Origin of the sequence: Pseudomonas sp. EL_65y_Pfl1_R83, from assembly GCF_963970695.1 — a bacterium.
Taxonomy (GTDB): domain Bacteria; phylum Pseudomonadota; class Gammaproteobacteria; order Pseudomonadales; family Pseudomonadaceae; genus Aquipseudomonas; species Aquipseudomonas tritici.
In genome coordinates this window covers 194635-214456 of the sequence record NZ_CAXAQI010000002.1, presented here as the reverse complement: position 1 = coordinate 214456, position 19822 = coordinate 194635, and the positions used below count along the sequence as shown (strand labels likewise).

The window sequence follows — 19822 nt, the reverse complement described above, 5'->3', positions numbered from 1 at the left end:
ATCAGGCGACCTGTGCCAGCAGCGCCTTGGCGTGGTTAATGCCTTTTTCCTGGAAGTCCCCACTCAGGTTCACCCCTTCGGCGTGAATGAAGGTGACGTCGTGAATCCCGATGAATGCCATAACCTGACGCAGGTAGGGTTCCTGGTGATCGGAGGTCGCACCCGTGTGGATGCCGCCGCGCGCGGTGAGCACGATGGCGCGCTTGCCGGTCAGCAAACCCTGAGGGCCGGTGGCGGTGTATTTGAAGGTCACACCCGCACGCAACACGTGATCCAGCCAGGCCTTGAGGGTGCTGGGGATGGCAAAGTTGTACATCGGTGCAGCCATTACCAGTACGTCGGCCGCCAGCAGTTCCTTGGTCAATTCGTCGGAGCGCTCCAGGGACGCCTGCTCGTTGCCGTTGCGTTGATCCGCAGGTTTCATCCAGCCGCCGAGCAAGTTGGCGTCCAGGTGCGGGACCGGGTTGAGGGCCACGTCACGCACAGTGATCTGATCCGCCGAATGGGCGGCCTGCCATTGGCTGATGAACTGCCGGGTGAGTTGGCGGGAAATCGAATCCTGCTGGCGGGCGCTGCTTTCGATGATCAGAACATTGGACATGGCTTTGTAGGCTCCATCTGTAATTGCTGTAATTCGATGGAGTGAAGATTAAACAGAGCCAATTCGATTAAAAAGCGCAAAAAACTGCTATAACCCATCTATAAATCTGCTTATAAGCGGAGTATCGCTGTCGGCATGCTCCGCTCTCGGGTTACTTCGGCGCGCAAGCCAAGGCGATGCGCATCTTGATAATGGCGCGGTTGAACTTGGCCGTGGTGTTCGTGCTTTTTCCCGCCGGCACCGTGACCGTGCGGCGACGCGGTGACTCCGGGCCGTTGGTGAAGATTACCGAGCATACGGCGTCATTCGTGCCGTAGTTAGTGAGCTGGATCGAACTGATATCGCCGTCCACATCGGAGGCGGTGTAATCGATACGGACGCCGTCGATCTTTTTTGTGACGTCGATGGGGTAGGCAAATGCGCTCATCGGAACCAGCGCCAGCAACACACAACAGAATTTTCTCATTCGGCAGTCTCCAATAAGGACTGTCAGCTTAAGACAAGAGGAACCTATCTTGAAAGCGCCCCGCGTTACCCTCGATCAGTGGCGCACATTGCAAGCCGTGGTCGACCATGGCGGCTTCGCCCAGGCGGCCGAAGCGCTGCACCGTTCGCAGTCTTCGGTGAGCTACACCGTGGCCCGCATGCAAGACCAGCTCGGTGTACCGCTGCTGCGCATTGATGGGCGCAAGGCGGTGCTCACCGACGCCGGTGAAGTGCTGTTGCGCCGCTCCCGGCAACTGGTGAAAAACGCCAGCCAGCTGGAAGACCTCGCGCACCATATGGAGCAGGGCTGGGAAGCCGAGGTCCGCCTGGTGGTGGACGCGGCCTATCCGAACGCGCGCCTTGTGCGCGCCCTCTCCGCCTTCATGCCGCAGAGCCGTGGTTGCCGCGTGCGCCTGCGTGAGGAGGTGCTGTCGGGCGTTGAAGAGCTGCTGATTGAAGGCGTGGCCGACCTGGCGATTTGCGGCTTCAGCATCCCCGGCTACCTGGGCACGGAAATGAGCGATGTGGAATTTGTCGCCGTGGCCCACCCCGAGCACACCCTGCACCGCATGAATCGCGAACTGAGTTTCCAGGACCTGGAAAGCCAGATGCAGGTGGTGATCCGCGATTCCGGTCGCCAGCAACCGCGCGATGTGGGCTGGCTCGGCGCCGAACAGCGCTGGACCGTCGGCAGCCTGGCCACCGCCGCCGCCTTTGTGGGCAGCGGCCTGGGCTTTGCCTGGTTGCCTCGGCATATGATCGAACGTGAACTCACCGAAGGCGTGCTCAAGCAGCTACCCTTGGAACAGGGCGGCAGCCGCCACCCCACGTTCTACCTGTATTCCAACAAAGACAAACCCTTGGGGCCGGCGACGCAGATCCTCGTGGAACTGCTGCGCACCTTTGACACCGCCCCCCTGGACGCGCCTTTCGCCGCCCCCCGGCAAGCCTGAAACGGAGTTCATGCATGGCCTGGTTCGACCACGAAGGATGCAGCCTGCACTACGAAGAATACGGCCACGGCACCCCGCTGATCCTGATCCACGGCCTGGGCTCAAGTTGCCAGGATTGGGAGCTGCAGATTCCGGTGCTGGCCAAACATTACCGCCTGCTCGTGGTGGATGTGCGCGGTCACGGGCGCTCGGATAAACCGCGCGAACGCTACAGCATCCAGGGCTTCACCTTTGATCTGCTCGCGCTGATCGAACACCTGGACCTGCCGCCCGCCCATGTGGTGGGTTTATCCATGGGCGGCATGATTGCCTTCCAACTGGCGGTGGATGAACCGGCGCGGGTCAAGAGCCTGTGCATCGTCAACAGCGCGCCGGAGGTGAAGGTACGCAGCGCCGAAGATTACTGGCAGTGGGCCAAGCGCTGGAGCCTGGCGCGCGTGCTCAGCCTCGCCACTATCGGCAAGGCGCTGGGCGACCGCTTGTTTCCCAACCCGCACCAGGCCGACCTGCGCCGCAAGATGGCCGAACGCTGGGCAAAAAACGACAAACGTGCTTATCTCGCCAGCTTCGATGCGATTGTAGGCTGGGGTGTGCAGGAACGCCTTTCGAGGATTGCCTGTCCAACCCTGGTCATCAGCGCCGACCACGACTACACCCCCGTGGCGCAAAAAGAAAACTATGTAAAACTGCTGCCCGATGCGCGACTGGTGGTGATCAGAGATTCCCGCCATGCCACGCCCTTAGATCAACCTGAAGTCTTTAACGCCACGCTGCTCGATTTTCTAAAGACAGTCGAAACCACTACCCAGGATCATTGACCCATGCTGAAAAAAATCGCCTTTCTTGCCGGTTCTGTTTTGTTCGCTGCCAACCTGATGGCGGCCGAACCCGCCAAGGCGCCTCACGTACTGATCACCACCACCAACGGCGACATTGAAATCGAACTGGACCCGGTCAAGGCCCCGATCAGCACCAAGAATTTCCTGGCCTATGTCGACAAGGGCTTCTACAACAACACGATTTTCCACCGTGTGATCCCGGGTTTCATGGTCCAGGGCGGTGGGTTCACCCAGTCGATGTCGCAAAAGCCAACCGAAGCGCCGATCAAGAACGAAGCCAGCAATGGCCTGCATAACGTACGTGGCACCTTGTCCATGGCGCGCACCAGTGATCCGGATTCGGCCACCAGCCAGTTCTTCATCAATGTGGCCGACAACGCTTTCCTCGACCCAGGCCGTGATCGCGGTTATGCCGTATTCGCCAAAGTGGTCAAAGGCATGGACGTGGTCGACGTGATCGTCAATTCGCAGACCACCACCAAGCAAGGCATGCAGAACGTGCCTATCGATCCTGTCTACATCAAGTCGGCCAAGCGCATCGACTGAGGTCTGCAGGAAGCTCCGTGCGCAGCCCACAAGGCTGCGCGCGCATTTGAACAGGAGAGCCCGCCAGGCGGGCGTCAACCCTAATGCTCTATCGTCGTTTTGAACAACTGATCGATATTTTCCGCGACGCGCCAAGCGCCGCCCCGCCCGATAAAGTCCTGCCGTTCTACCTCTACTACCTGCGCCAGGTGTGGCCATGTTTTGCCGCGCTGTTGGTGGTGGGCTTGATCGGCGCATTGATCGAAGTCGCGCTGTTCAGCTACCTGAGCCGTATCATCGACCTGGCCCAAGGCACGCCGCCCGCCAACTTCTTCCAGGTCCACAGCACCGAGCTGATCTGGATGGCCGTAGTTGCCCTGTTGCTGCGTCCGATCTTCGGCGCCCTGCACGACCTGCTGGTGCACCAGACCATTAGCCCCGGCATGACCAGCCTGATCCGCTGGCAGAACCATAACTACGTACTCAAGCAGAGCCTGAACTTCTTCCAGAATGACTTCGCCGGGCGTATCGCCCAGCGCATCATGCAAACCGGCAACTCGCTGCGTGACTCTGCCGTGGCTGCGGTGGACGCGATCTGGCACGTGGCGATCTACGCCATCAGTTCCCTGGTGCTGTTTGCCGAGGCCGACTGGCGCCTGATGATCCCACTGGTGAGCTGGATCATCTGCTACAGCCTGGCGTTGCGCTATTTCGTGCCCCGCGTGAAGGAGCGCTCGGTGGTTTCGTCCGAGGCGCGCTCCAAACTGATGGGCCGCATCGTCGATGGCTACACCAACATCACCACCTTAAAGCTGTTTGCCCATACTCAATCCGAGCAGGAATACGCCAAGGAAGCGATCATCGAGCAGACTGAAAAAACCCAGTTGGCCAGCCGCGTGGTGACCAGCATGGACGTGGTGATCACCACCATGAACGGCCTGCTGATTGTCACCACCAGCGGCCTGGCGCTGTGGCTGTGGACGCAGTCGCTGATTTCCGTGGGCGCCATCGCGCTGGCCACCGGCCTGGTCATTCGCATCGTCAACATGTCCGGCTGGATCATGTGGGTGGTCAACGGCATTTTCGAAAACATCGGCATGGTGCAGGACGGCCTGAAAACCATCGCACAGCCACTGGCCGTGATCGACCGCGACAACGCCCCGCGCCTCAGTGTGCCCCGGGGCGAAGTGCGCTTCGAGCAGGTAGATTTCCACTACGGCAAGAAGAGCGGGATCATTGGCGGCCTTAACCTTGAGATCAAGGCCGGTGAAAAGATCGGCCTGATCGGCCCGTCCGGTGCGGGCAAGTCGACGCTGGTCAACCTGTTGCTGCGGCTCTACGACCTGCAAGGCGGGCGCATCCTGATAGACGGCCAGAATATCGCCGAGGTCGCCCAGGAAAGCCTGCGCGCACAGATCGGCATGATCACCCAGGACACCTCGTTGCTGCACCGCTCGATCCGCGACAATCTGCTGTACGGCAAGCCCGACGCCACCGACGAAGAACTCTGGGCCGCCGTGCACAAGGCCCGCGCCGACGAGTTCATCCCGCTGCTCTCGGACGCTGAAGGCCGTACAGGGCTGGATGCTCACGTGGGTGAGCGCGGCGTGAAACTCTCCGGTGGGCAACGCCAACGTATCGCCATCGCCCGCGTACTGCTCAAGGACGCGCCGATTTTGATCATGGACGAAGCCACGTCAGCCCTGGACTCGGAAGTGGAAGCGGCGATCCAGGAAAGCCTGGAGACCTTGATGAAAGGCAAGACGGTGATTGCGATTGCGCACCGCTTGTCGACCATTGCACGGATGGACCGCCTAGTGGTGCTGGAGAAGGGCCTGATTGCCGAGAGTGGCAGCCATGCCGAGTTGCTGGCGCATGGCGGGTTGTATGCCAGGTTGTGGCAGCACCAGACGGGTGGCTTCGTCGGTATCGACTGAAACAACACCGCGATCCCCTGTGGGAGCCGCAATCGTGCTTTACGCAGTGCAGTGCCCACACGGGCGCGGAAGTAAATCTGCAAGGAGCATCACTGATTTACTGATTGGGTAGAGCGATCTATCAAGGACGTGTTGCATGGGTTCAAGCGTTCAGTCACAGCGGGGTTAGGTACGGTTTGGTTGGTGTTGGGCGGGCGTTGGCGGAAGGTTTCCGGCCAGGGAATTACCGGCGTAGATCGTGGCGCAGGTTGTCAGCGGGTTTGTCAGTAAGCGGGTGATGACAGCGATGTTCGCGCCGATCCTTGGCGCGGTGATCGGCGGCTTTTCCTATCGATGGCTGGGCAAGGAGGAGCCGGGCTGAAGTGAAGTGGATCAGCCCTGTCGATAAGGCAGGGCTGCCCGCGCCTCTTCGGCATACGCCACGACCCCCACCCGCTCGCGCTCTAGGAAATCCTCCACGGCGTTTTTCAATCCGGGATGACGCAGGTAATGCCACGAGCGTGTAATCACCGGCTCAAACCCGCGAATCAACTTGTGCTCGCCTTGGGCCCCCGCATCAAAGCGTTGCAGGCCGTGGGCGATGGCGTAGTCCATACCCTGATAGAAGCAGGTTTCGAAGTGCAGGCGGTCGAATTCCGCCAGGCAGCCCCAGTAGCGGCCGTAGAAGCTGCCACCACCGATCAGGCTGAAGGCCATGGCCACCGGGCGGGCACCTTGTTTGGCCAGGACCACGCGAATCGCTTCGGGCATGCGCTCGGCCAGCAGGCTAAAAAAGGCGCGGGTCAGGTAAGGGGCTTGGCGGCGGATCGCATAGGTATTGGCGTAGCAGGCGTAGACAAAATCCCACTGCGCCTCGCTCAGTTCATGCCCTTGCAACCACTCGAACTCGATGCCCTGCCCCGCCACTTGCTCACGCTCCTTGCGCATCTGTTTGCGCTTGCGTGAACTCAAGGCATCGAGGAAATCCTGGAAGTCGCGGTAGCCACGGTTCTGCCAGTGAAACTGACAACCCAGGCGCTGCAACCAACCCGGTTGTTGCGCCAGTGCAGCATCGGCCAGCGCGTCAGTAAAGTTGATGTGGGCACTGGAGAGCCCTTCGATTTCCAGGTAACCCGGCAGGCTTTTCAGCAGTTCAAAACCCTCCTCGGCATTCGCCGCCAACAGGCGTGGCCCGCTCACCGGGCTGAACGGCACAGCTGTCAGCAGCTTGGGATAGTAATCGATGCCGGCCCGCTCGCAGGCATCCGCCCACCCATGGTCGAACACGTACTCGCCATAGGAATGCCACTTGCGATAACTGGGTAATGCTGCCACCAACCGATCGCTGTCCCAATGCAGCAAATGCTCCGGCTGCCAGCCGGATTGCGGGCCCAGGCTGGCGCTGTCTTCCAGGGCACTCAGGAAGGCATGCCGCACGAAAGGCTGGGCGTCCGGCACCAGTGCATCCCAAACCTGCGGGGCGATTTCGGACAGGCTGTCCAGGCGTTGCAACGGCATGTGCATCCTCACTGATCGGGGGCGTGAAAGCCTCGCGAGTATCGCCTATCGCCGGTCCAAGCACACCCCCGAATCGCGTGACAAGGCTCTAAACCAATAGTTCCGATCCTAATCAATTTGTCATCTAGATGACATCACTTAGCCACTGCGCCGTCATAAACGATCGTGATACTGACGCCTGTTTTTAGAGCGCCTGGTTCTAGCAGGTGGTTATTTTTCCGTCCGTCATCGGTCGGTTGTGTCCTGGATGGTTTGCCATCCCTCCTCACCTTCGGAGATTGATATGCGTCTTGCTTCCACTAAAACTGCGGCGGTCCTGTGCGGCGGCCTGTTACTGGCCCTGAGCGTTCCGGCCAGCGCTGCAGTCGACGCTAAATTGCTCGACATGCTCAAGGCCAACGGCCAGATCACCGCTGCGCAGTACACTGAACTGCAAAGCGAATTGGCTAAAGACCAGAAAGAACAGCAGATCGCACGGCAAGCTCAACAAGAGACCAACGAACAGATCGCGGCCACCGCGAAGAAAACCAATGAGCTGAGCAGTTTTGACCAGAAACTGGCCTGGGCTGCCAAGACCCAGCTCAAGGGTGACGTGCGCTTCCGCCACGAAACCATCAAAATCGACGGCACCCCGAACAACGGCGGCAAGGATAAGGATCGTGAGCGCATCCGTGCTCGTCTGGGCGCCTACACCGAGATCAACTCGCAAGTCGACACCGGCATCCGTATCGCCACGGGTAGCAGTGACGACGCCCGTTCCACGAACCAGGACCTGGACGGCTACTTCAACAAGAAGTCGATCTGGCTGGACCTCGGCTACATCGACTACCACCCGGACCAGATCAAGAACCTGCACGTGATCGGTGGCAAAATGCTGCAGCCGTGGGTCAGCATGGGTGATGTGATCTGGGATAGCGATATCAACCCGGAAGGCCTGGCCCTGACTTACAAATACCCACTGGGCAGCAGCACCGAGCTGTTCGGCAGCCTGGGTAACTACAACCTCAAGGACAACGTCAACGGCGACGGCGTGCAGTTTCGCAATGACCTGCGCATGACCGCCGGCCAGTTGGGGTCGCGCTTCACCCTGACCGACAACCTGAAACTGACACTGGGCGGCAGTGTTTATGCGTTCCAGAACGATGAAGACAGCCGCTGCCCGACCGCCGGCTCTACCGCTTGCCTGACCCCAGCCGAAACGGTCGCCAATACCACAGCCGGTAATGCCAGCGAGTACCGTTTGTATGAAGGCTTCAGCCAAATCGATATCGGCGGCCTGGCTGTACCGTTGTCGTTCTATGGCCAGTACGTGCAAAACACCAAAGCCACGGATAAAGACAAGGACACTGCCTGGTTACTCGGTGCCAAGTCCAAAGTGTTCGGCTTCAACCTGGACTACAACTACCGCGACGTACAGCGTTATGCAGTGGTCGGCGCCCTCACCGACTCGGACTTCGCCGGCGGTTTCACCGGTGCACGCGGTCACAAGTTCAAAGTCGGCTACGACATCGACAAGAACTTCGCTATCGGCGCCACTTACTTCCTGACCAAAGCGGACTACGCCAGCGCCGCAGGCTACCGCGATGCTAACGCCAACACCCTGCAGTTGGACGCAGAAGCCAAGTTCTAAAGAAGCAGCTTTGAGCGGCAAGCGACAAGCTTCAAGGAGAAGCGCGTCACTTGCCGCTTTTCACTTGCAGCTTGCAGCTGCTTCACTCCCCCTTGAGCCGCTCGGCAGCCAGCCGCAGCGCCAAGGCATCCACACCTTCAACCGGCTCATCCGGCATTATCTTCAGCGTCGCCTGCATCAAACGCATCTGGCGGATAAACCGTCGGCAGTTCGGGCAGAACATCAAATGATGACGCACCAACAGACGCTCGCGAAAGGTCAATTGCCCATCGAGATAGTCACTGGAACGTGCCACTTGTTCTTTACAGGTCAGCATTCGCCCGTCTCCTCAAAATGCTCCACCGTGGCGAAGACTTTAAGCCGCGCTCGGTGCAACAGCACACGGACATTGGAGAGCGACAGCGTCAGGAGATTACAGATATCTTCCAGCTCCAGGCCCTGGCGTTCACGCAGCACCAGCACGCTGCTTTGCAGATCAGACAGACTCAGCAACGTGTGTTCCAGGCATTCACGCAATTCTTCTTCGGTCAGCAAGGCTTCCGGGGTGTCCTGATGCCAGGCGTAGGGGGCGACGGCCCAGTGGCCATCGTCCGGGGTGAAACGGTCATCACCAATGGTGCCGTGGGGTGAAGGCAGATCATCGAGCAATACCTCGCGACGATTCTGCTTGTAGCGCCCCTTGGCCGCGTTGGCGGTGATAGTCAGCAGCCAGGTCTTGAGGCTGGAACGCCCTTCGAATTTGGCCAGGTTGCGTACCACCGACAGCCAGGCATCCTGCACGATTTCGTCGGCGTGGCGCTGGCCGACGATGGCATAAGCCACCGCACGCATGGCGCTCTGGTAGGTGGCGACCAACTCCTTATAGGCCCGCTGCTCACCCTTGAGCAAACGTTCAAGCAGGTGCGCGTCGTCCGCTGCTGCCATTGATTAACCTCGATTTCACTGTCGAAATCCGATTCCTGTGGGAGCTGGCTTGCCTGCGATGCAGGCACTTTGGTGTATCAGTCACACCGCAGTGATGCGATCGCAGGCGAGCCAGCACCCACATTTGACCGTGATCGACCGGTAGATCAGCGTTTACGCAGGATCACGCTGCCAATCGAATAGCCCGCGCCAAACGAACTGAGCACGGCCACGGAACCCTTGGGCAAATCATCCTGATAGGTGTGAAACGCAATCACCGAACCTGCGGAGCTGGTATTGGCGTAGGTGTCGAGAATCACCGGCGCTTCTTCAACCGTGGCCTCGCGGCCGAGCAGTTTCTTCACGATCAAGTGGTTCATGCTCAAGTTGGCTTGATGCAGCCAGAAGCGCTTCACATCGGCCACGTTCAGCTGGTTTTCAGCCAAGTGCACGCCGATCAACTCGGCCACCATCGGGCACACATCACGGAAAACCTTGCGGCCTTCCTGCACGAACAGCTTGTCCGGCGCGCCGATACCTTCTTGCGCGGCGCGATTGAGAAAGCCGAAGTTGTTGCGAATGTTATTGGAGAACTTGGTCAACAGCTTGGTGCTGACCACGTCAAACTGATGCTCGGAGGTGGCCAGATCGGCGCGCTCGAGGATCACAGCCGTGGCGGCGTCACCAAAGATGAAGTGGCTGTCACGGTCGCGGAAGTTCAGGTGACCGGTGCAGACTTCCGGGTTGACCATCAGGATCGCCCGCGCCTGGCCCAGTTGGATGCTGTTGGCGGCGTTCTGGATGCCGAAAGTGGCCGAGGAACACGCCACGTTCATGTCAAACCCAAAACCCTCGATGCCCAGGGCTTCCTGGACCTCAATGGCGATGGCCGGGTAGGCGCGCTGCAGGTTCGAACAGGCGACAATGACACCGTCGATGTCAGCGGCGGTCTTGCCGGCGCGTTGCAAGGCTTGTTCGGCAGCACCGACGGCCATCTGGCAGAGCACCGACCACTCGTCGTTGCTACGCTCGGGTAGGTGCGGGGCCATGCGCTGCGGGTCGAGGATGCCGTCTTTGTCCATCACGAAGCGGCTCTTGATGCCCGAGGCTTTTTCGATGAAGGCTGCGCTGGATTCAGTCAACGCCTGCACTTCACCGCGCTCGATGGCGGCGGCGTTATCGCTGTTGAACTGTTGCACGTAAGCATTGAAAGACTGCACCAGCTCTTCGTTGGAGATGCTGTTGGCTGGGGTGTACAGGCCAGTGCCGCTGATGACGACGTTATGCACGGTCGTTCCTCTAAATCTGTCAGGCAGAAGATATTGGTACCGTCGTACCAAACTGTAAATAGTCCGATTCCGCACCGCGGACACCAAACTGGCATCGCTTTATTCCATCGCGTCGCGACGCTTCACGACGATCCCGGCATTTATAACGGCGAAGTTTGCCACAAACCCTAGGATTTGGCGCCATCTCGCAGATATGCCCATTTTAATGTGGGACCTGCTATGCCTGGAAAACCGGGAAAGGGGTCAGGCTTCCACCAGACTCCATTGCTTGCTCAAACGCTTATCGGAAATCGGCACTTTGGTACCCAACTGCTGAGCAAACAACGACACCCGATACTCCTCCAACCACCAGCGATAGAGCGCCAACTGGGGATCGCGCTTGCCTTCCTGGGCGTGCTTTTTCAGGCGGTTTTCGTATTGCGTCCACAAGCCTCCCAGCTCGCCGCTCCACACCCGATCCTTTTGTACTTGGCTGGGCAGTTTCTCCAGGCGCAGTTCGATACCCTTGAGGTAACGCGGCAGTTCCTTGAACCACTGCGCCGGGGTTTCCCGCACGAAACCGGGGTACACCAGGCTGCTCAACTGCTGCTTGATGTCATTCAGGGCCACGGCCTGTGCCAGGTCGATCTTGCCTTTGAAGCGCTTCTGCAAGCCATGCCAGAGTTTCAGCACCTCCAGGGTCAAGCGCGCCATGCGTTCGGCGTGTTCAGTCCAGCTGCCACGCTTGCGCTCAGCCAAGGCAGCCAAACCGGCACCGTCACGCGGCAGGCTGGCTTCGCCTTCGAGTACGCAGGTGTCGAGGCTGGCCAGCAGGATGTCTTCCACCAGCGCGTCGATACGCCCTAATTCGCGGTACATCAGCGCCAGCTCGGTCAAGCCAGGCAACTTGCCGCGCAGGAACTTGGCCGGTTCCGCCAGTTGCTGCATCAGCAGACGCTGCAATGCGCGGCGATGCTGGAATTCAGCCTCGGCAGCCGTCGAGAAGCGCCCCTCCTTGACCGCGCCGTTTTCTTCCACCAGCGCCGGATACACTGTCATCGACAGCCCAGCGATCTTCTGTTGAGTTTTTTCCGCCACCGCCGCAAATACCTTGGCCTCCACCGGCTGCTGGCTTTTCGCGGTTTGCGGCACGGCCAACGCAGCCTGGCTGGCCTCGGCAAAGCGCGCCGTCAGTTCAGCCAGGTCGCGGCCTTCGCCGAGGAACTTGCCCTGGCCGTCGACCACTTCAAGGTTCATCTTCAGGTGGTTTTCCACCTGTTGTGACGCTTCGGCCCAGGCTTCATCGCTGACCCGCGCGCCGGTCATGCGCAGCAGTTCGCGGCCCAACGCCTGAGGCAACGAGCCCTGGCCGAATTCGATGCGTTGCAAAGCGGCCTTGACGAAGTCTGGCACCGGCACAAAGTTTTTGCGCAGCGCCTTGGGCAGGTTGCGCACCAGGGCGATGCACTTGGCCTCGATCACCCCGGGCACCAGCCATTCCAGACGCTCCGGCGGCAAGGCCGGCAACAGCGGTGCCGGCACGCGCAGGGTCACGCCGTCGCGCGGGTGATTGGGTTCGAAGTGGTAACTCAACGCCAGTTCCAGGTCGCCCAAGTGCAGGGTGTCCGGATAATGCGCGGCGGTGACCTCACTGGCCTCGCGGGCCAGCACGTCTTCCTCGCGCATGATCAGCAGTTGCGGGTCTTTCTGGCTGTTGACCTTGTACCAGCTGTCGAAGGTCGCGGTCTGGTGGATCTCTGCTGGCAGGCGCGCATCGTAGAAAGCGTAAAGCGTTTCTTCATCCGCCAGGATGTCACGGCGGCGCGCCTTGGCTTCCAACTCGTCGAGCTGTTCCAGCAACTGCTGATTGGCCGTCAGGCACTTGGCCCGCGATTGAATCTCGCCACGCACCAGGCCTTCGCGGATAAACAGCTCGCGCGACACCACTGGGTCGATCGGCCCGTAATGCACCGGCCGCCGCCCGACCACAATCAGCCCGAACAGCGTGATCTGCTCAAAGGCCACGACTTGCCCGCGCTTCTTCTCCCAATGGGGCTCAAAATGGTTTTTCTTGATCAAGTGCCCGGCCAGCGGCTCGATCCAGTCGGCGTCGATCTTGGCGACCATGCGCGCATACAGCTTGGTGGTTTCCACCAGTTCGGCGGTCATCAGCCATTGCGGGCGCTTCTTGCCGATGCCCGATGAGGGGTGAATCCAGAAGCGGCGCTGGCGTGCGCCGAGGTAATCGCCGTCTTCGGTTTTCTGGCCGATCTGGCTGAGCAAGCCGGACAACACCGCCTTGTGCAGCTTTGGAAAGTCCGCCGGCTCTTTGTTGATGGTCAACTGCATATCGCGGCAGATCAGGCTCAACTGGCGATGGGAATCGCGCCACTCGCGCAGGCGCAGGTAGTTGAGGAAGTTCTTGCGGCACCAGTTGCGCAGCGGGCTGGCCGTCAGTTCCTGGCGCTGTTCTTCAAAGCCGCGCCACAAATTGACCAAGCCGGCGAAGTCCGAATCCGGATCTTTCCACTGCGCGTGGGCCTGGTCGGCGGCTTGCTGACGCTCGGGCGGACGCTCCCGCGGGTCCTGGATCGACATGGCACTGGCGACGATCAACACTTCCTGCAAGCTGCCGAGTTTGGCCGCTTCCAGCAGCATGCGGCCCATGCGCGGGTCCACCGGTAGGCGCGCCAGTTGGCGACCCAAGGGCGTGAGCTGGCTGTTGCGGTCGACCGCCGAGAGCTCTTGCAGCAGGTTGAAACCGTCGCTGATGGCCTTGCCGTCCGGCGGCTCGATAAACGGGAAGTCGGTGATTTCGCCGAGGCGCAGGTGCAGCATCTGCAGGATCACGGCGGCGAGGTTGGTGCGCAGGATTTCCGGGTCGGTAAATTCCGGGCGGCCGATAAAGTCTTCTTCGCTGAACAAGCGGATGCAGATCCCCGGCTCAACCCGGCCGCAACGGCCTTTACGCTGATTGGCGCTGGCCTGGGAAATCGCCTCGATCGGCAGGCGTTGCACCTTGGCGCGGTAGCTGTAGCGACTAATGCGCGCAGTGCCGCTGTCGATCACATAACGGATGCCCGGCACGGTCAGCGAGGTTTCCGCAACGTTGGTCGCCAACACCACGCGCCGGCCCGGATGGGACTGGAAAATGCGCTGCTGTTCGGCCGGCGACAGGCGTGCGTACAGCGGCAAAATTTCGGTGTGCTTGAGCTGGGCTTTGCGCAACATGTCGGCGGCGTCGCGAATCTCGCGCTCACCCGGCAGAAACACCAGCACGTCGCCGGGGCTGCGCCGTTCGCTGCGCTCATAAGCGGCGATTTCATCGAGGGTGGCAAGGATCGCCTGGTCAACCGTCAAGTCGTCTTCGACGCGGTTGCCCTCCTCGTCCTGCTCCAGGGTCAGCGGGCGATACCACGTGTCCACCGGGAAGGTACGGCCCGACACCTCGACAATCGGCGCATCGTCAAAGTGCTTGGAAAAGCGCTCCAGGTCGATGGTCGCCGAGGTGATGATCACCTTCAGGTCCGGGCGACGCGGCAGCAGGGTTTTCAGGTAGCCCAGCAGGAAGTCGATGTTGAGGCTGCGCTCGTGGGCTTCGTCGACGATGATCGTGTCGTAGCGTTCCAGGTAGCGGTCGTTCTGGGTTTCCGCCAGCAGGATGCCGTCGGTCATCAGCTTGATCAGGGTGTTGGAATCGCTCTGGTCTTCGAACCGAACTTGATAGCCGACCAACGCGCCCAGCGGCGTAGCCAACTCTTCGGCCACCCGGCTGGCAACGCTGCGCGCAGCGATCCGGCGTGGCTGAGTGTGGCCGATCAGGCCGAACTGCCCGCGACCGATTTCCAGACAGATTTTCGGCAACTGGGTGGTTTTACCCGAACCGGTCTCACCGGCAATGATCAGCACCTGATGCTTGTTCAACGCCGCCTTGATTTCATCGCGCTTGGCGGCAATCGGCAGGCTGTCGTCGTAGCGAATCACCGGCAGGCTGGCACGCCGCGCCGTGACCTGGGCGCAGGATGCCTGCATCCGCGCAACCCACTGCGCCAGCTTTTCCTCGTCGGGTTTCTTGCGCAGCTCAAGTAACTGCCGCCGCAAGCGGTTGCGGTCGGCAAGCATGGCGTGATCGAGGGTTTTGAGCAGTTGGTCGATAGTGGGCGCTTGGTCAGTCATCAGGGCGGCAAAGGTCTTTTGGGTAAGGCAGGCGAGACCTGCACAGCATTAATCGATTGAGTGGGAGGGATTGTCGCAGATTTCGACACATCGGGAGACGTTCCATCACGTGGCGATGGTCTTTAGCGCCCAACCCAATAGCGACTTTTACTACACAGCTGTGGAGGCCCTTCTCACTGTTAAAAAGCGAAAGTCCGATTTGATGGATGAGATATACAGGCTTCAATAAGTCTCCAGGTACGCCTCGCAAATCAGACCGCTCAACCCTGAAAACGGAGCTCTATATGCCAATCGATTCCGTCACGTCGCGCTTACCAAGCTATGAAGAATCCATGCGAGCACAACCGCGTTCGGCAGATACGCAGCCACCGCCCCGCTATGAGTTCCCTCCGGCCTACACGGAAAAGCCGCCCTCAACACCCTCCAACAGCCAAGTCTCGTCGGAGCCGCCTACCAACCTGAGGGCAAATAGAATTTCGAACTATCACGTTACAAGCCAAGCAGCACGAGGAATGAGTTTCATGAGTGGTCTATGACGCATTTGGCGAATGGCAAGACAACGCATGACTGTTTTCGTCTTTGACTCTCGAGGATTTTCATATGCCTATCGACTCCAGCCGTTACTCCAACACTTACACCCGTCATTTGCATAATTACGCCGACAAATATCAAGACATTGCTCCTCAATCTTTTTCAACAACTTCCTCTTGGTCGTCAACCCCCACTGGCGCTCACGACGCCTCTACAAAAAACGGATATGAGGGCTATCGGAAACTGACCAATACAAGAGCGAAAGACCTGAACGCGGAGATGCACCTGGCGGGCGCGGCGACGAACCCCAGAAACCCGATAGCCACCGTCACAACCATAAAGAAACCAGACGATCTGAACATCGCGAAGAAACCGAACACAATCACCAAGTTCGTCGTGACTGGAGACGGCCAGATGGTCGTTGCCAACATCAATAAAAATGTAGCGCCAAAGATGGTCTCCCACCCCGCTGTCGCGGAAATGGGGGCCGGTGCCGGACAGTCGAGTAATGTCGTCAGTGCCGGCTACTTGAAACAAACCCTAACGGGCAAAACGTACTTGTCCAATACCTCAGGCCATTACCAACCCGCGAAAAATGACATGAAGCCCGCGAAGTACCACTTGGAAAAAATAGGCGTCAAGTCGACCAACAGCAAATTTGGCGTTTTCTGAAGAGCGCTCCCCAAAAATCCGGCTCAGGGGCAGATCACACCTTATAAATGATCGCGCTCCCTGCGCCGGTAAGGAAACACATCAATAACCTTACCGGCGCGAATCGCTTCCTGCAGCCCTTTCCAGTAGTCCGCGTTGTACAACTCGCCATGCAGTTCATCAAACAGTTTGCGCTGGCCGGCGTCGGCGAACAGGAACGGCGGGAACTCTTCGGGGAACACATCCAGCGGGCCGATGGAGTACCAGGGCTCGGAGGCCATTTCATCCTCGGGCGTACGTGGTGTGGGAATGTGGCGGAAGTTGGCTTCGGTGAGAAAGCAGATTTCGTCGTAGTCGTAGAACACCACGCGGCCGTGACGGGTGACGCCGAAGTTTTTCAGCAGCATGTCGCCGGGGAAGATATTCGCCGCCGCCAGTTGCTTGATTGCCAGGCCGTAATCTTCCAGGGCCTCGCGCACCTGGGCGGCGTTGGCATTCTCGAGGTAAAGGTTGAGCGGGGTCATCCGCCGTTCGGTCCAGCAGTGGCGGATCAGCACGGTGTCGCCTTCCACTTCGACAGTGCCGGCGGCGACTTCCAACAGCTCGGCCAGGCACTCGGGTTCGAATTTGCTCAGGGGAAAGCGGAAGTCGGCGAACTCCTGGGTATCGGCCATGCGCCCGACGCGGTCGACACTTTTAACCAGGCGATACTTTTCGATCACCGTGGTGCGGCTGACGTTTTTCGACGGTGAAAAGCGGTCCTTGATGATTTTGAACACGGTGTTGAAGCCCGGCAGGGTAAACACGCTCATGACCATGCCGCGCACACCGGGGGCCATGATGAACTGATCGTCGGTGGTCGCCAGGTGGTTGATCAGGGCACGGTAGAACTCTGACTTGCCGTGCTTGTAGAAACCAATGGAGGTGTACAGCTCGGCGATGTGCTTGCCCGGCAGGATGCGCTTGAGAAAGCCGATGAATTCCGCCGGCACCGGCACATCAACCATGAAGTAGGAACGGGTGAACGAGAAGATGATCGACACATCGGCTTCGTCGGTGATCAGCGCATCGATCTGGATGCCCTGGCCTTCGCGGTGCAGCAGCGGGATCACCAGGGGCCATTGTTCATCGCGGGTATAGATACGCCCGACGAGGTAGGCGCCTTTATTGCGGTAGAGCACCGAGGAAAACAGCTCGACCTTGAGGTCCGGGTCCTTGCATACCCAGTCCGGCATGTTTTCCCGCAGTTGGGCTTCAAGGCGGCGCAGGTCGGCGGCGAGGTCGGCGTAGGGTTCGCTGAAGCGGTAGTCGGCAAAGATCTGCGCGAGCATTTCCGAAATTTTCCCGGCGGGCGTGTAGGTGCGCGTCTGCGCGGCCCTTGCCCGGCGCAGGCTGGGCCGAGTGGTGTGGATAAACATGCAGCCGTCGCTGATCAGGTCGTGACTGAACAGGCCGCAGAAGATCGAGTTGTACCAGGTCTCGGACAGCTCATCGTCAAAACGCAGGTCGATCAGGCCGATGTAGGCGCTTTTCACCACGGGCCACAGATTAATGTCGAGCAAGGCGGCCTCATCGAAGTGCTCGCGCAGGCGTGCGGTCACTTCACTGACCTTGTCTTCATAGAGGTTGATCCGCGCCGCCGACGCCGCCTGCCCCTGCTGCCACTGAGCCTTTTCAAAACGCTCGCGGGCGCCATCGGTGATATGGCGGAAGTGCTCGCGGTAGTCGTCGAAGCCATCGAGGATCATCTGGGCGACAGCGAGGGCGAACTGCGACATGCGGGAAACCTCTATGGGCATCTGGAAGCCCTGAGCTTAGCCAGTGTACGAGTGCAGGAGAAGGGTCATTTTGGGAATGCCTCGTACACCTTCGTTCATTTCGTCCATTTATTTTCAATTTTTTAATTCGACCAATCGGTCAATAAACGCACCGTTTAGTCGCACTGCGTTTTATCTGCACGCTTGAAACGGCGGGCCTTGTCAGCCTGAGCCTGCAACATCGTTTTGCGCACGGGTCTGGGTGAACCACCGAGGGCATTGGATCCAACTAAGGGAAACCCTGATTACTACAGTGATGGCACTTTGATATACAGCGCGCCCTCTCCCTCCCTAACAAGGTCCTAAGACCGATCCGGGAGCAGGATCTAATCGCCCAAGGAGCACTGAGATGTCATTGAGGAACATAAAGATCGGTCTGCGTGCCAGTCTGAGTTTTGCGGTTTTGGCCAGCTTGCTGGTGATCGTCGGGATGTTTGGCCTGGGCCAGATGGCCAAGCTGCGGCAAAGCGCACTGATCATTGAAGAATCGTGGATGCCAAGCATCGAGAATATCCACGACAGCGCGGCCATTGTCGCCAGTATCCGCCTGGAGGCCTTGCGCTTGGCGACCACCGACGAATCGCGGATCCGCGACAATAGCAAAGTTCTGATCACTCGCCAGCGCGTCGAACTGCAAACCCTGCTCGACCATCATAAAACCCTGCTCAGCGACGACGAGGAACGCGAGTTGCTCAAGCAGCTCGAAGTGAACGTGCACGCCTACCTGAGCCTGGTCGGGCAGATCGTTGCCCTGGTGGACAAGGATCTGCAACAAGAGGCCTTCGACCTGCTCAACAGCCGCCTCGCGCCACAGGGTGTGGTCCTCAACAAGAATCTGGAGGACATGATCAGCTTCAGCCAGAACGGCGTGGAAGCCGCAGCGAACGCCGCCGCGCAGACGTACTCCAGCGCGCAGTGGATTGTCGGTTTGATCATCGTGTTCGCACTCATCGCCACCTTGCTGCTGGCCTGGCTGCTGACGCGCAGCATCACCGCCCCGCTCGGCCAGGCGCTGATCGTGGCCCGCACCATCGCCGGCGGGGACTTGAGCCAGCCAATCGCCGACAGCGGTAACGACGAACCGGCTCAATTGCTCACCGCCCTCGCCACCATGCAGTTGCAATTGCAAGGCACTATCCGCGGCATCAGCGAATCGGCGCAACAGCTGGCGTCGGCAGCCGAAGAGATGAGTTCGGTGATGGAACAAAGCACCCGTGGCCTGCAAGCACAGAACGATGAGATCGAACAGGCCGCCACCGCCGTGACCGAAATGAGCGCCGCCGTGGACGAAGTGGCAGGCAATGCCGTGTCCAGCGCCGAGGCGTCTCAGGCCTCGGACGAAGACAGCAAGCACGGCCACTACCAGATCAGCGAAACCATCCGCTCGATCCAGAACCTGGTGGACGAAGTGCTCGGCGCCTCGAACAAGGCCGAAGGCCTGGCGGTGCAAGCGCAGGACATCAGCAAGGTGCTGGAAGTGATCCGTGGCATCGCCGCGCAAACCAACCTGCTGGCACTCAACGCCGCCATTGAGGCGGCGGGTGCGGGCGAGGCCGGGCGTGGGTTTGCGGTAGTCGCCGACGAAGTACGCTCCCTGGCGCAACGCACCCAGGACTCCACCGAAGAAATCGAACAGATGATCACCGGTATCCAGCAAGGCACCCAGGACACCGTCGACGCCCTGAACAGCAGCGCCGAGCACGCCGGCCAAACCTTGCAACGGGCCAACAGCGCTGGCAGCGCCTTGGAGAAAATCACCGCGGCCATCTCGCAGATCAGCCAGCGCAACCTGGTGATCGCCAGCGCCGCCGAGCAACAGGCGCTGGTGGCACGTGATGTGGACCGCAGCCTGGTGAATATTCGCGACCTGTCCACCCAGACCGCCGCTGGCGCCACTCAAACTTTGGCGGCCAGCCAGGAACTGTCGCGTTTAGCGGTGGACCTGAATGGGATGGTGACGCGGTTTGTTCTGTAATCATTAGAAATGTCATGCAACACTCGCCGCCTA

At 59.7% G+C, this 19822-nt stretch carries 15 protein-coding genes and 1 pseudogene; 8 read left to right on the top strand and 8 right to left on the bottom strand.

Going from position 1 to position 19822, the window contains the following annotated elements; genetic code table 11:
* Position 1 precedes the first annotated feature (1 nt).
* Together AACY08_RS03175 and AACY08_RS03170 are read right to left on the bottom strand one after the other, a co-directional pair.
* Positions 2–601 carry an FMN-dependent NADH-azoreductase gene (locus tag AACY08_RS03175; RefSeq protein ID WP_339468005.1) on the bottom strand — a complete coding sequence of 200 codons (600 nt, stop codon included), beginning with the start codon at positions 599–601 and terminating at the stop codon, positions 2–4.
* Positions 602–752: 151 nt separating this feature from the next.
* Positions 753–1067: a 3-phosphoglycerate kinase gene (locus AACY08_RS03170; protein ID WP_339468003.1), complete on the bottom strand. Its 315-nt coding sequence runs from the start codon at positions 1065–1067 to the stop codon at positions 753–755.
* 49 nt (positions 1068–1116) lie between these two features.
* On the opposite strand from AACY08_RS03170, the gene AACY08_RS03165 reads away from it, so the two are divergent.
* From AACY08_RS03165 to AACY08_RS30340, 5 genes are all read left to right on the top strand, one after another.
* Positions 1117–2040, top strand: a complete 924-nt coding sequence (locus AACY08_RS03165; RefSeq protein ID WP_339437490.1) for a LysR family transcriptional regulator — start codon at positions 1117–1119, stop codon at positions 2038–2040.
* A gap of 14 nt (positions 2041–2054) precedes the next feature.
* Positions 2055–2858, top strand: a complete 804-nt coding sequence (locus tag AACY08_RS03160) for an alpha/beta fold hydrolase (protein ID WP_339468001.1) — start codon at positions 2055–2057, stop codon at positions 2856–2858.
* A gap of 3 nt (positions 2859–2861) precedes the next feature.
* On the top strand, positions 2862–3425 hold the full coding sequence (locus AACY08_RS03155; protein WP_065873821.1) for a peptidylprolyl isomerase: 564 nt from the start codon (positions 2862–2864) through the stop codon (positions 3423–3425).
* A gap of 83 nt (positions 3426–3508) precedes the next feature.
* Positions 3509–5341: an ABC transporter ATP-binding protein gene (locus AACY08_RS03150; RefSeq protein WP_339467999.1), complete on the top strand. Its 1833-nt coding sequence runs from the start codon at positions 3509–3511 to the stop codon at positions 5339–5341.
* Positions 5342–5579: 238 nt separating this feature from the next.
* A complete protein-coding gene (locus AACY08_RS30340) occupies positions 5580–5702 on the top strand; it encodes a hypothetical protein (RefSeq protein WP_445261411.1) in 123 nt (40 codons plus the stop codon).
* 11 nt (positions 5703–5713) lie between these two features.
* Here the strand turns inward: AACY08_RS30340 and AACY08_RS03140 are convergent, their stop codons facing one another.
* On the bottom strand, positions 5714–6838 hold the full coding sequence (locus tag AACY08_RS03140) for a GNAT family N-acetyltransferase (RefSeq protein WP_339467997.1): 1125 nt from the start codon (positions 6836–6838) through the stop codon (positions 5714–5716).
* Positions 6839–7121: 283 nt separating this feature from the next.
* Here AACY08_RS03140 and AACY08_RS03135 point away from each other — a divergent pair.
* A pseudogene (locus AACY08_RS03135) lies at positions 7122–7997 on the top strand (putative porin); the annotation flags it as partial.
* 553 nt (positions 7998–8550) lie between these two features.
* Here AACY08_RS03135 and AACY08_RS03130 read toward each other — a convergent pair.
* The 4 genes from AACY08_RS03130 to hrpA all read right to left on the bottom strand — a co-directional run bounded on the left by AACY08_RS03130 (position 8551) and on the right by hrpA (position 14815).
* Positions 8551–8784, bottom strand: a complete 234-nt coding sequence (locus AACY08_RS03130) for an anti-sigma factor family protein (RefSeq protein WP_339467993.1) — start codon at positions 8782–8784, stop codon at positions 8551–8553.
* Complete coding sequence (locus tag AACY08_RS03125) at positions 8778–9392, bottom strand: RNA polymerase sigma factor (protein ID WP_339467991.1); 615 nt, start codon at positions 9390–9392, stop codon at positions 8778–8780. Before AACY08_RS03125 ends, AACY08_RS03130 begins: the two co-directional genes overlap by 7 nt.
* Before the next feature lie 146 nt (positions 9393–9538).
* Complete coding sequence (locus AACY08_RS03120; protein ID WP_339467989.1) at positions 9539–10660, bottom strand: beta-ketoacyl-ACP synthase III; 1122 nt, start codon at positions 10658–10660, stop codon at positions 9539–9541.
* A 243-nt stretch (positions 10661–10903) separates the two neighbouring features.
* Positions 10904–14815, bottom strand: coding sequence for an ATP-dependent RNA helicase HrpA (hrpA, locus tag AACY08_RS03115; protein ID WP_339467987.1), 3912 nt, complete (start codon positions 14813–14815; stop codon positions 10904–10906).
* A 600-nt stretch (positions 14816–15415) separates the two neighbouring features.
* Here hrpA and AACY08_RS03110 point away from each other — a divergent pair.
* The gene (locus AACY08_RS03110; RefSeq protein ID WP_339467985.1) at positions 15416–16018 is read left to right on the top strand and encodes a hypothetical protein; all 603 of its coding nucleotides are present in this window, start codon (positions 15416–15418) and stop codon (positions 16016–16018) included.
* A 41-nt stretch (positions 16019–16059) separates the two neighbouring features.
* On the opposite strand, the gene aceK is transcribed toward AACY08_RS03110, so the two are convergent.
* Entirely contained in the window at positions 16060–17775 is a 1716-nt protein-coding gene (gene aceK, locus AACY08_RS03105; protein WP_339467982.1) for a bifunctional isocitrate dehydrogenase kinase/phosphatase, read from the bottom strand.
* 388 nt (positions 17776–18163) lie between these two features.
* Here aceK and AACY08_RS03100 point away from each other — a divergent pair, with 388 nt between their 5' ends.
* Positions 18164–19789 (top strand): methyl-accepting chemotaxis protein, encoded by a 1626-nt coding sequence (locus AACY08_RS03100; protein WP_339467979.1) that lies wholly within the window; start codon positions 18164–18166, stop codon positions 19787–19789.
* The last annotated feature ends 33 nt before the right edge of the window (positions 19790–19822 follow it).

Bases quoted from the DNA above. Each gene is read 5' to 3' on its own strand.
- AACY08_RS03110 (WP_339467985.1), top strand. From the start codon at position 15,416: ATGCCTATCGACTCCAGCCGTTACTCCAACACTTACACCCGTCATTTG.
- AACY08_RS03100 (WP_339467979.1), top strand. From the start codon at position 18,164: ATGTCATTGAGGAACATAAAGATCGGTCTGCGTGCCAGTCTGAGTTTT.
- AACY08_RS03160 (WP_339468001.1), top strand. From the start codon at position 2,055: ATGGCCTGGTTCGACCACGAAGGATGCAGCCTGCACTACGAAGAATAC.
- AACY08_RS03140 (WP_339467997.1), bottom strand. From the start codon at position 6,838: ATGCCGTTGCAACGCCTGGACAGCCTGTCCGAAATCGCCCCGCAGGTT.
- AACY08_RS03175 (WP_339468005.1), bottom strand. From the start codon at position 601: ATGTCCAATGTTCTGATCATCGAAAGCAGCGCCCGCCAGCAGGATTCG.
- AACY08_RS03125 (WP_339467991.1), bottom strand. From the start codon at position 9,392: ATGGCAGCAGCGGACGACGCGCACCTGCTTGAACGTTTGCTCAAGGGT.
- AACY08_RS03150 (WP_339467999.1), top strand. From the start codon at position 3,509: ATGCTCTATCGTCGTTTTGAACAACTGATCGATATTTTCCGCGACGCG.
- AACY08_RS03130 (WP_339467993.1), bottom strand. From the start codon at position 8,784: ATGCTGACCTGTAAAGAACAAGTGGCACGTTCCAGTGACTATCTCGAT.
- AACY08_RS03170 (WP_339468003.1), bottom strand. From the start codon at position 1,067: ATGAGAAAATTCTGTTGTGTGTTGCTGGCGCTGGTTCCGATGAGCGCA.
- hrpA (WP_339467987.1), bottom strand. From the start codon at position 14,815: ATGACTGACCAAGCGCCCACTATCGACCAACTGCTCAAAACCCTCGAT.
- aceK (WP_339467982.1), bottom strand. From the start codon at position 17,775: ATGTCGCAGTTCGCCCTCGCTGTCGCCCAGATGATCCTCGATGGCTTC.
- AACY08_RS03155 (WP_065873821.1), top strand. From the start codon at position 2,862: ATGCTGAAAAAAATCGCCTTTCTTGCCGGTTCTGTTTTGTTCGCTGCC.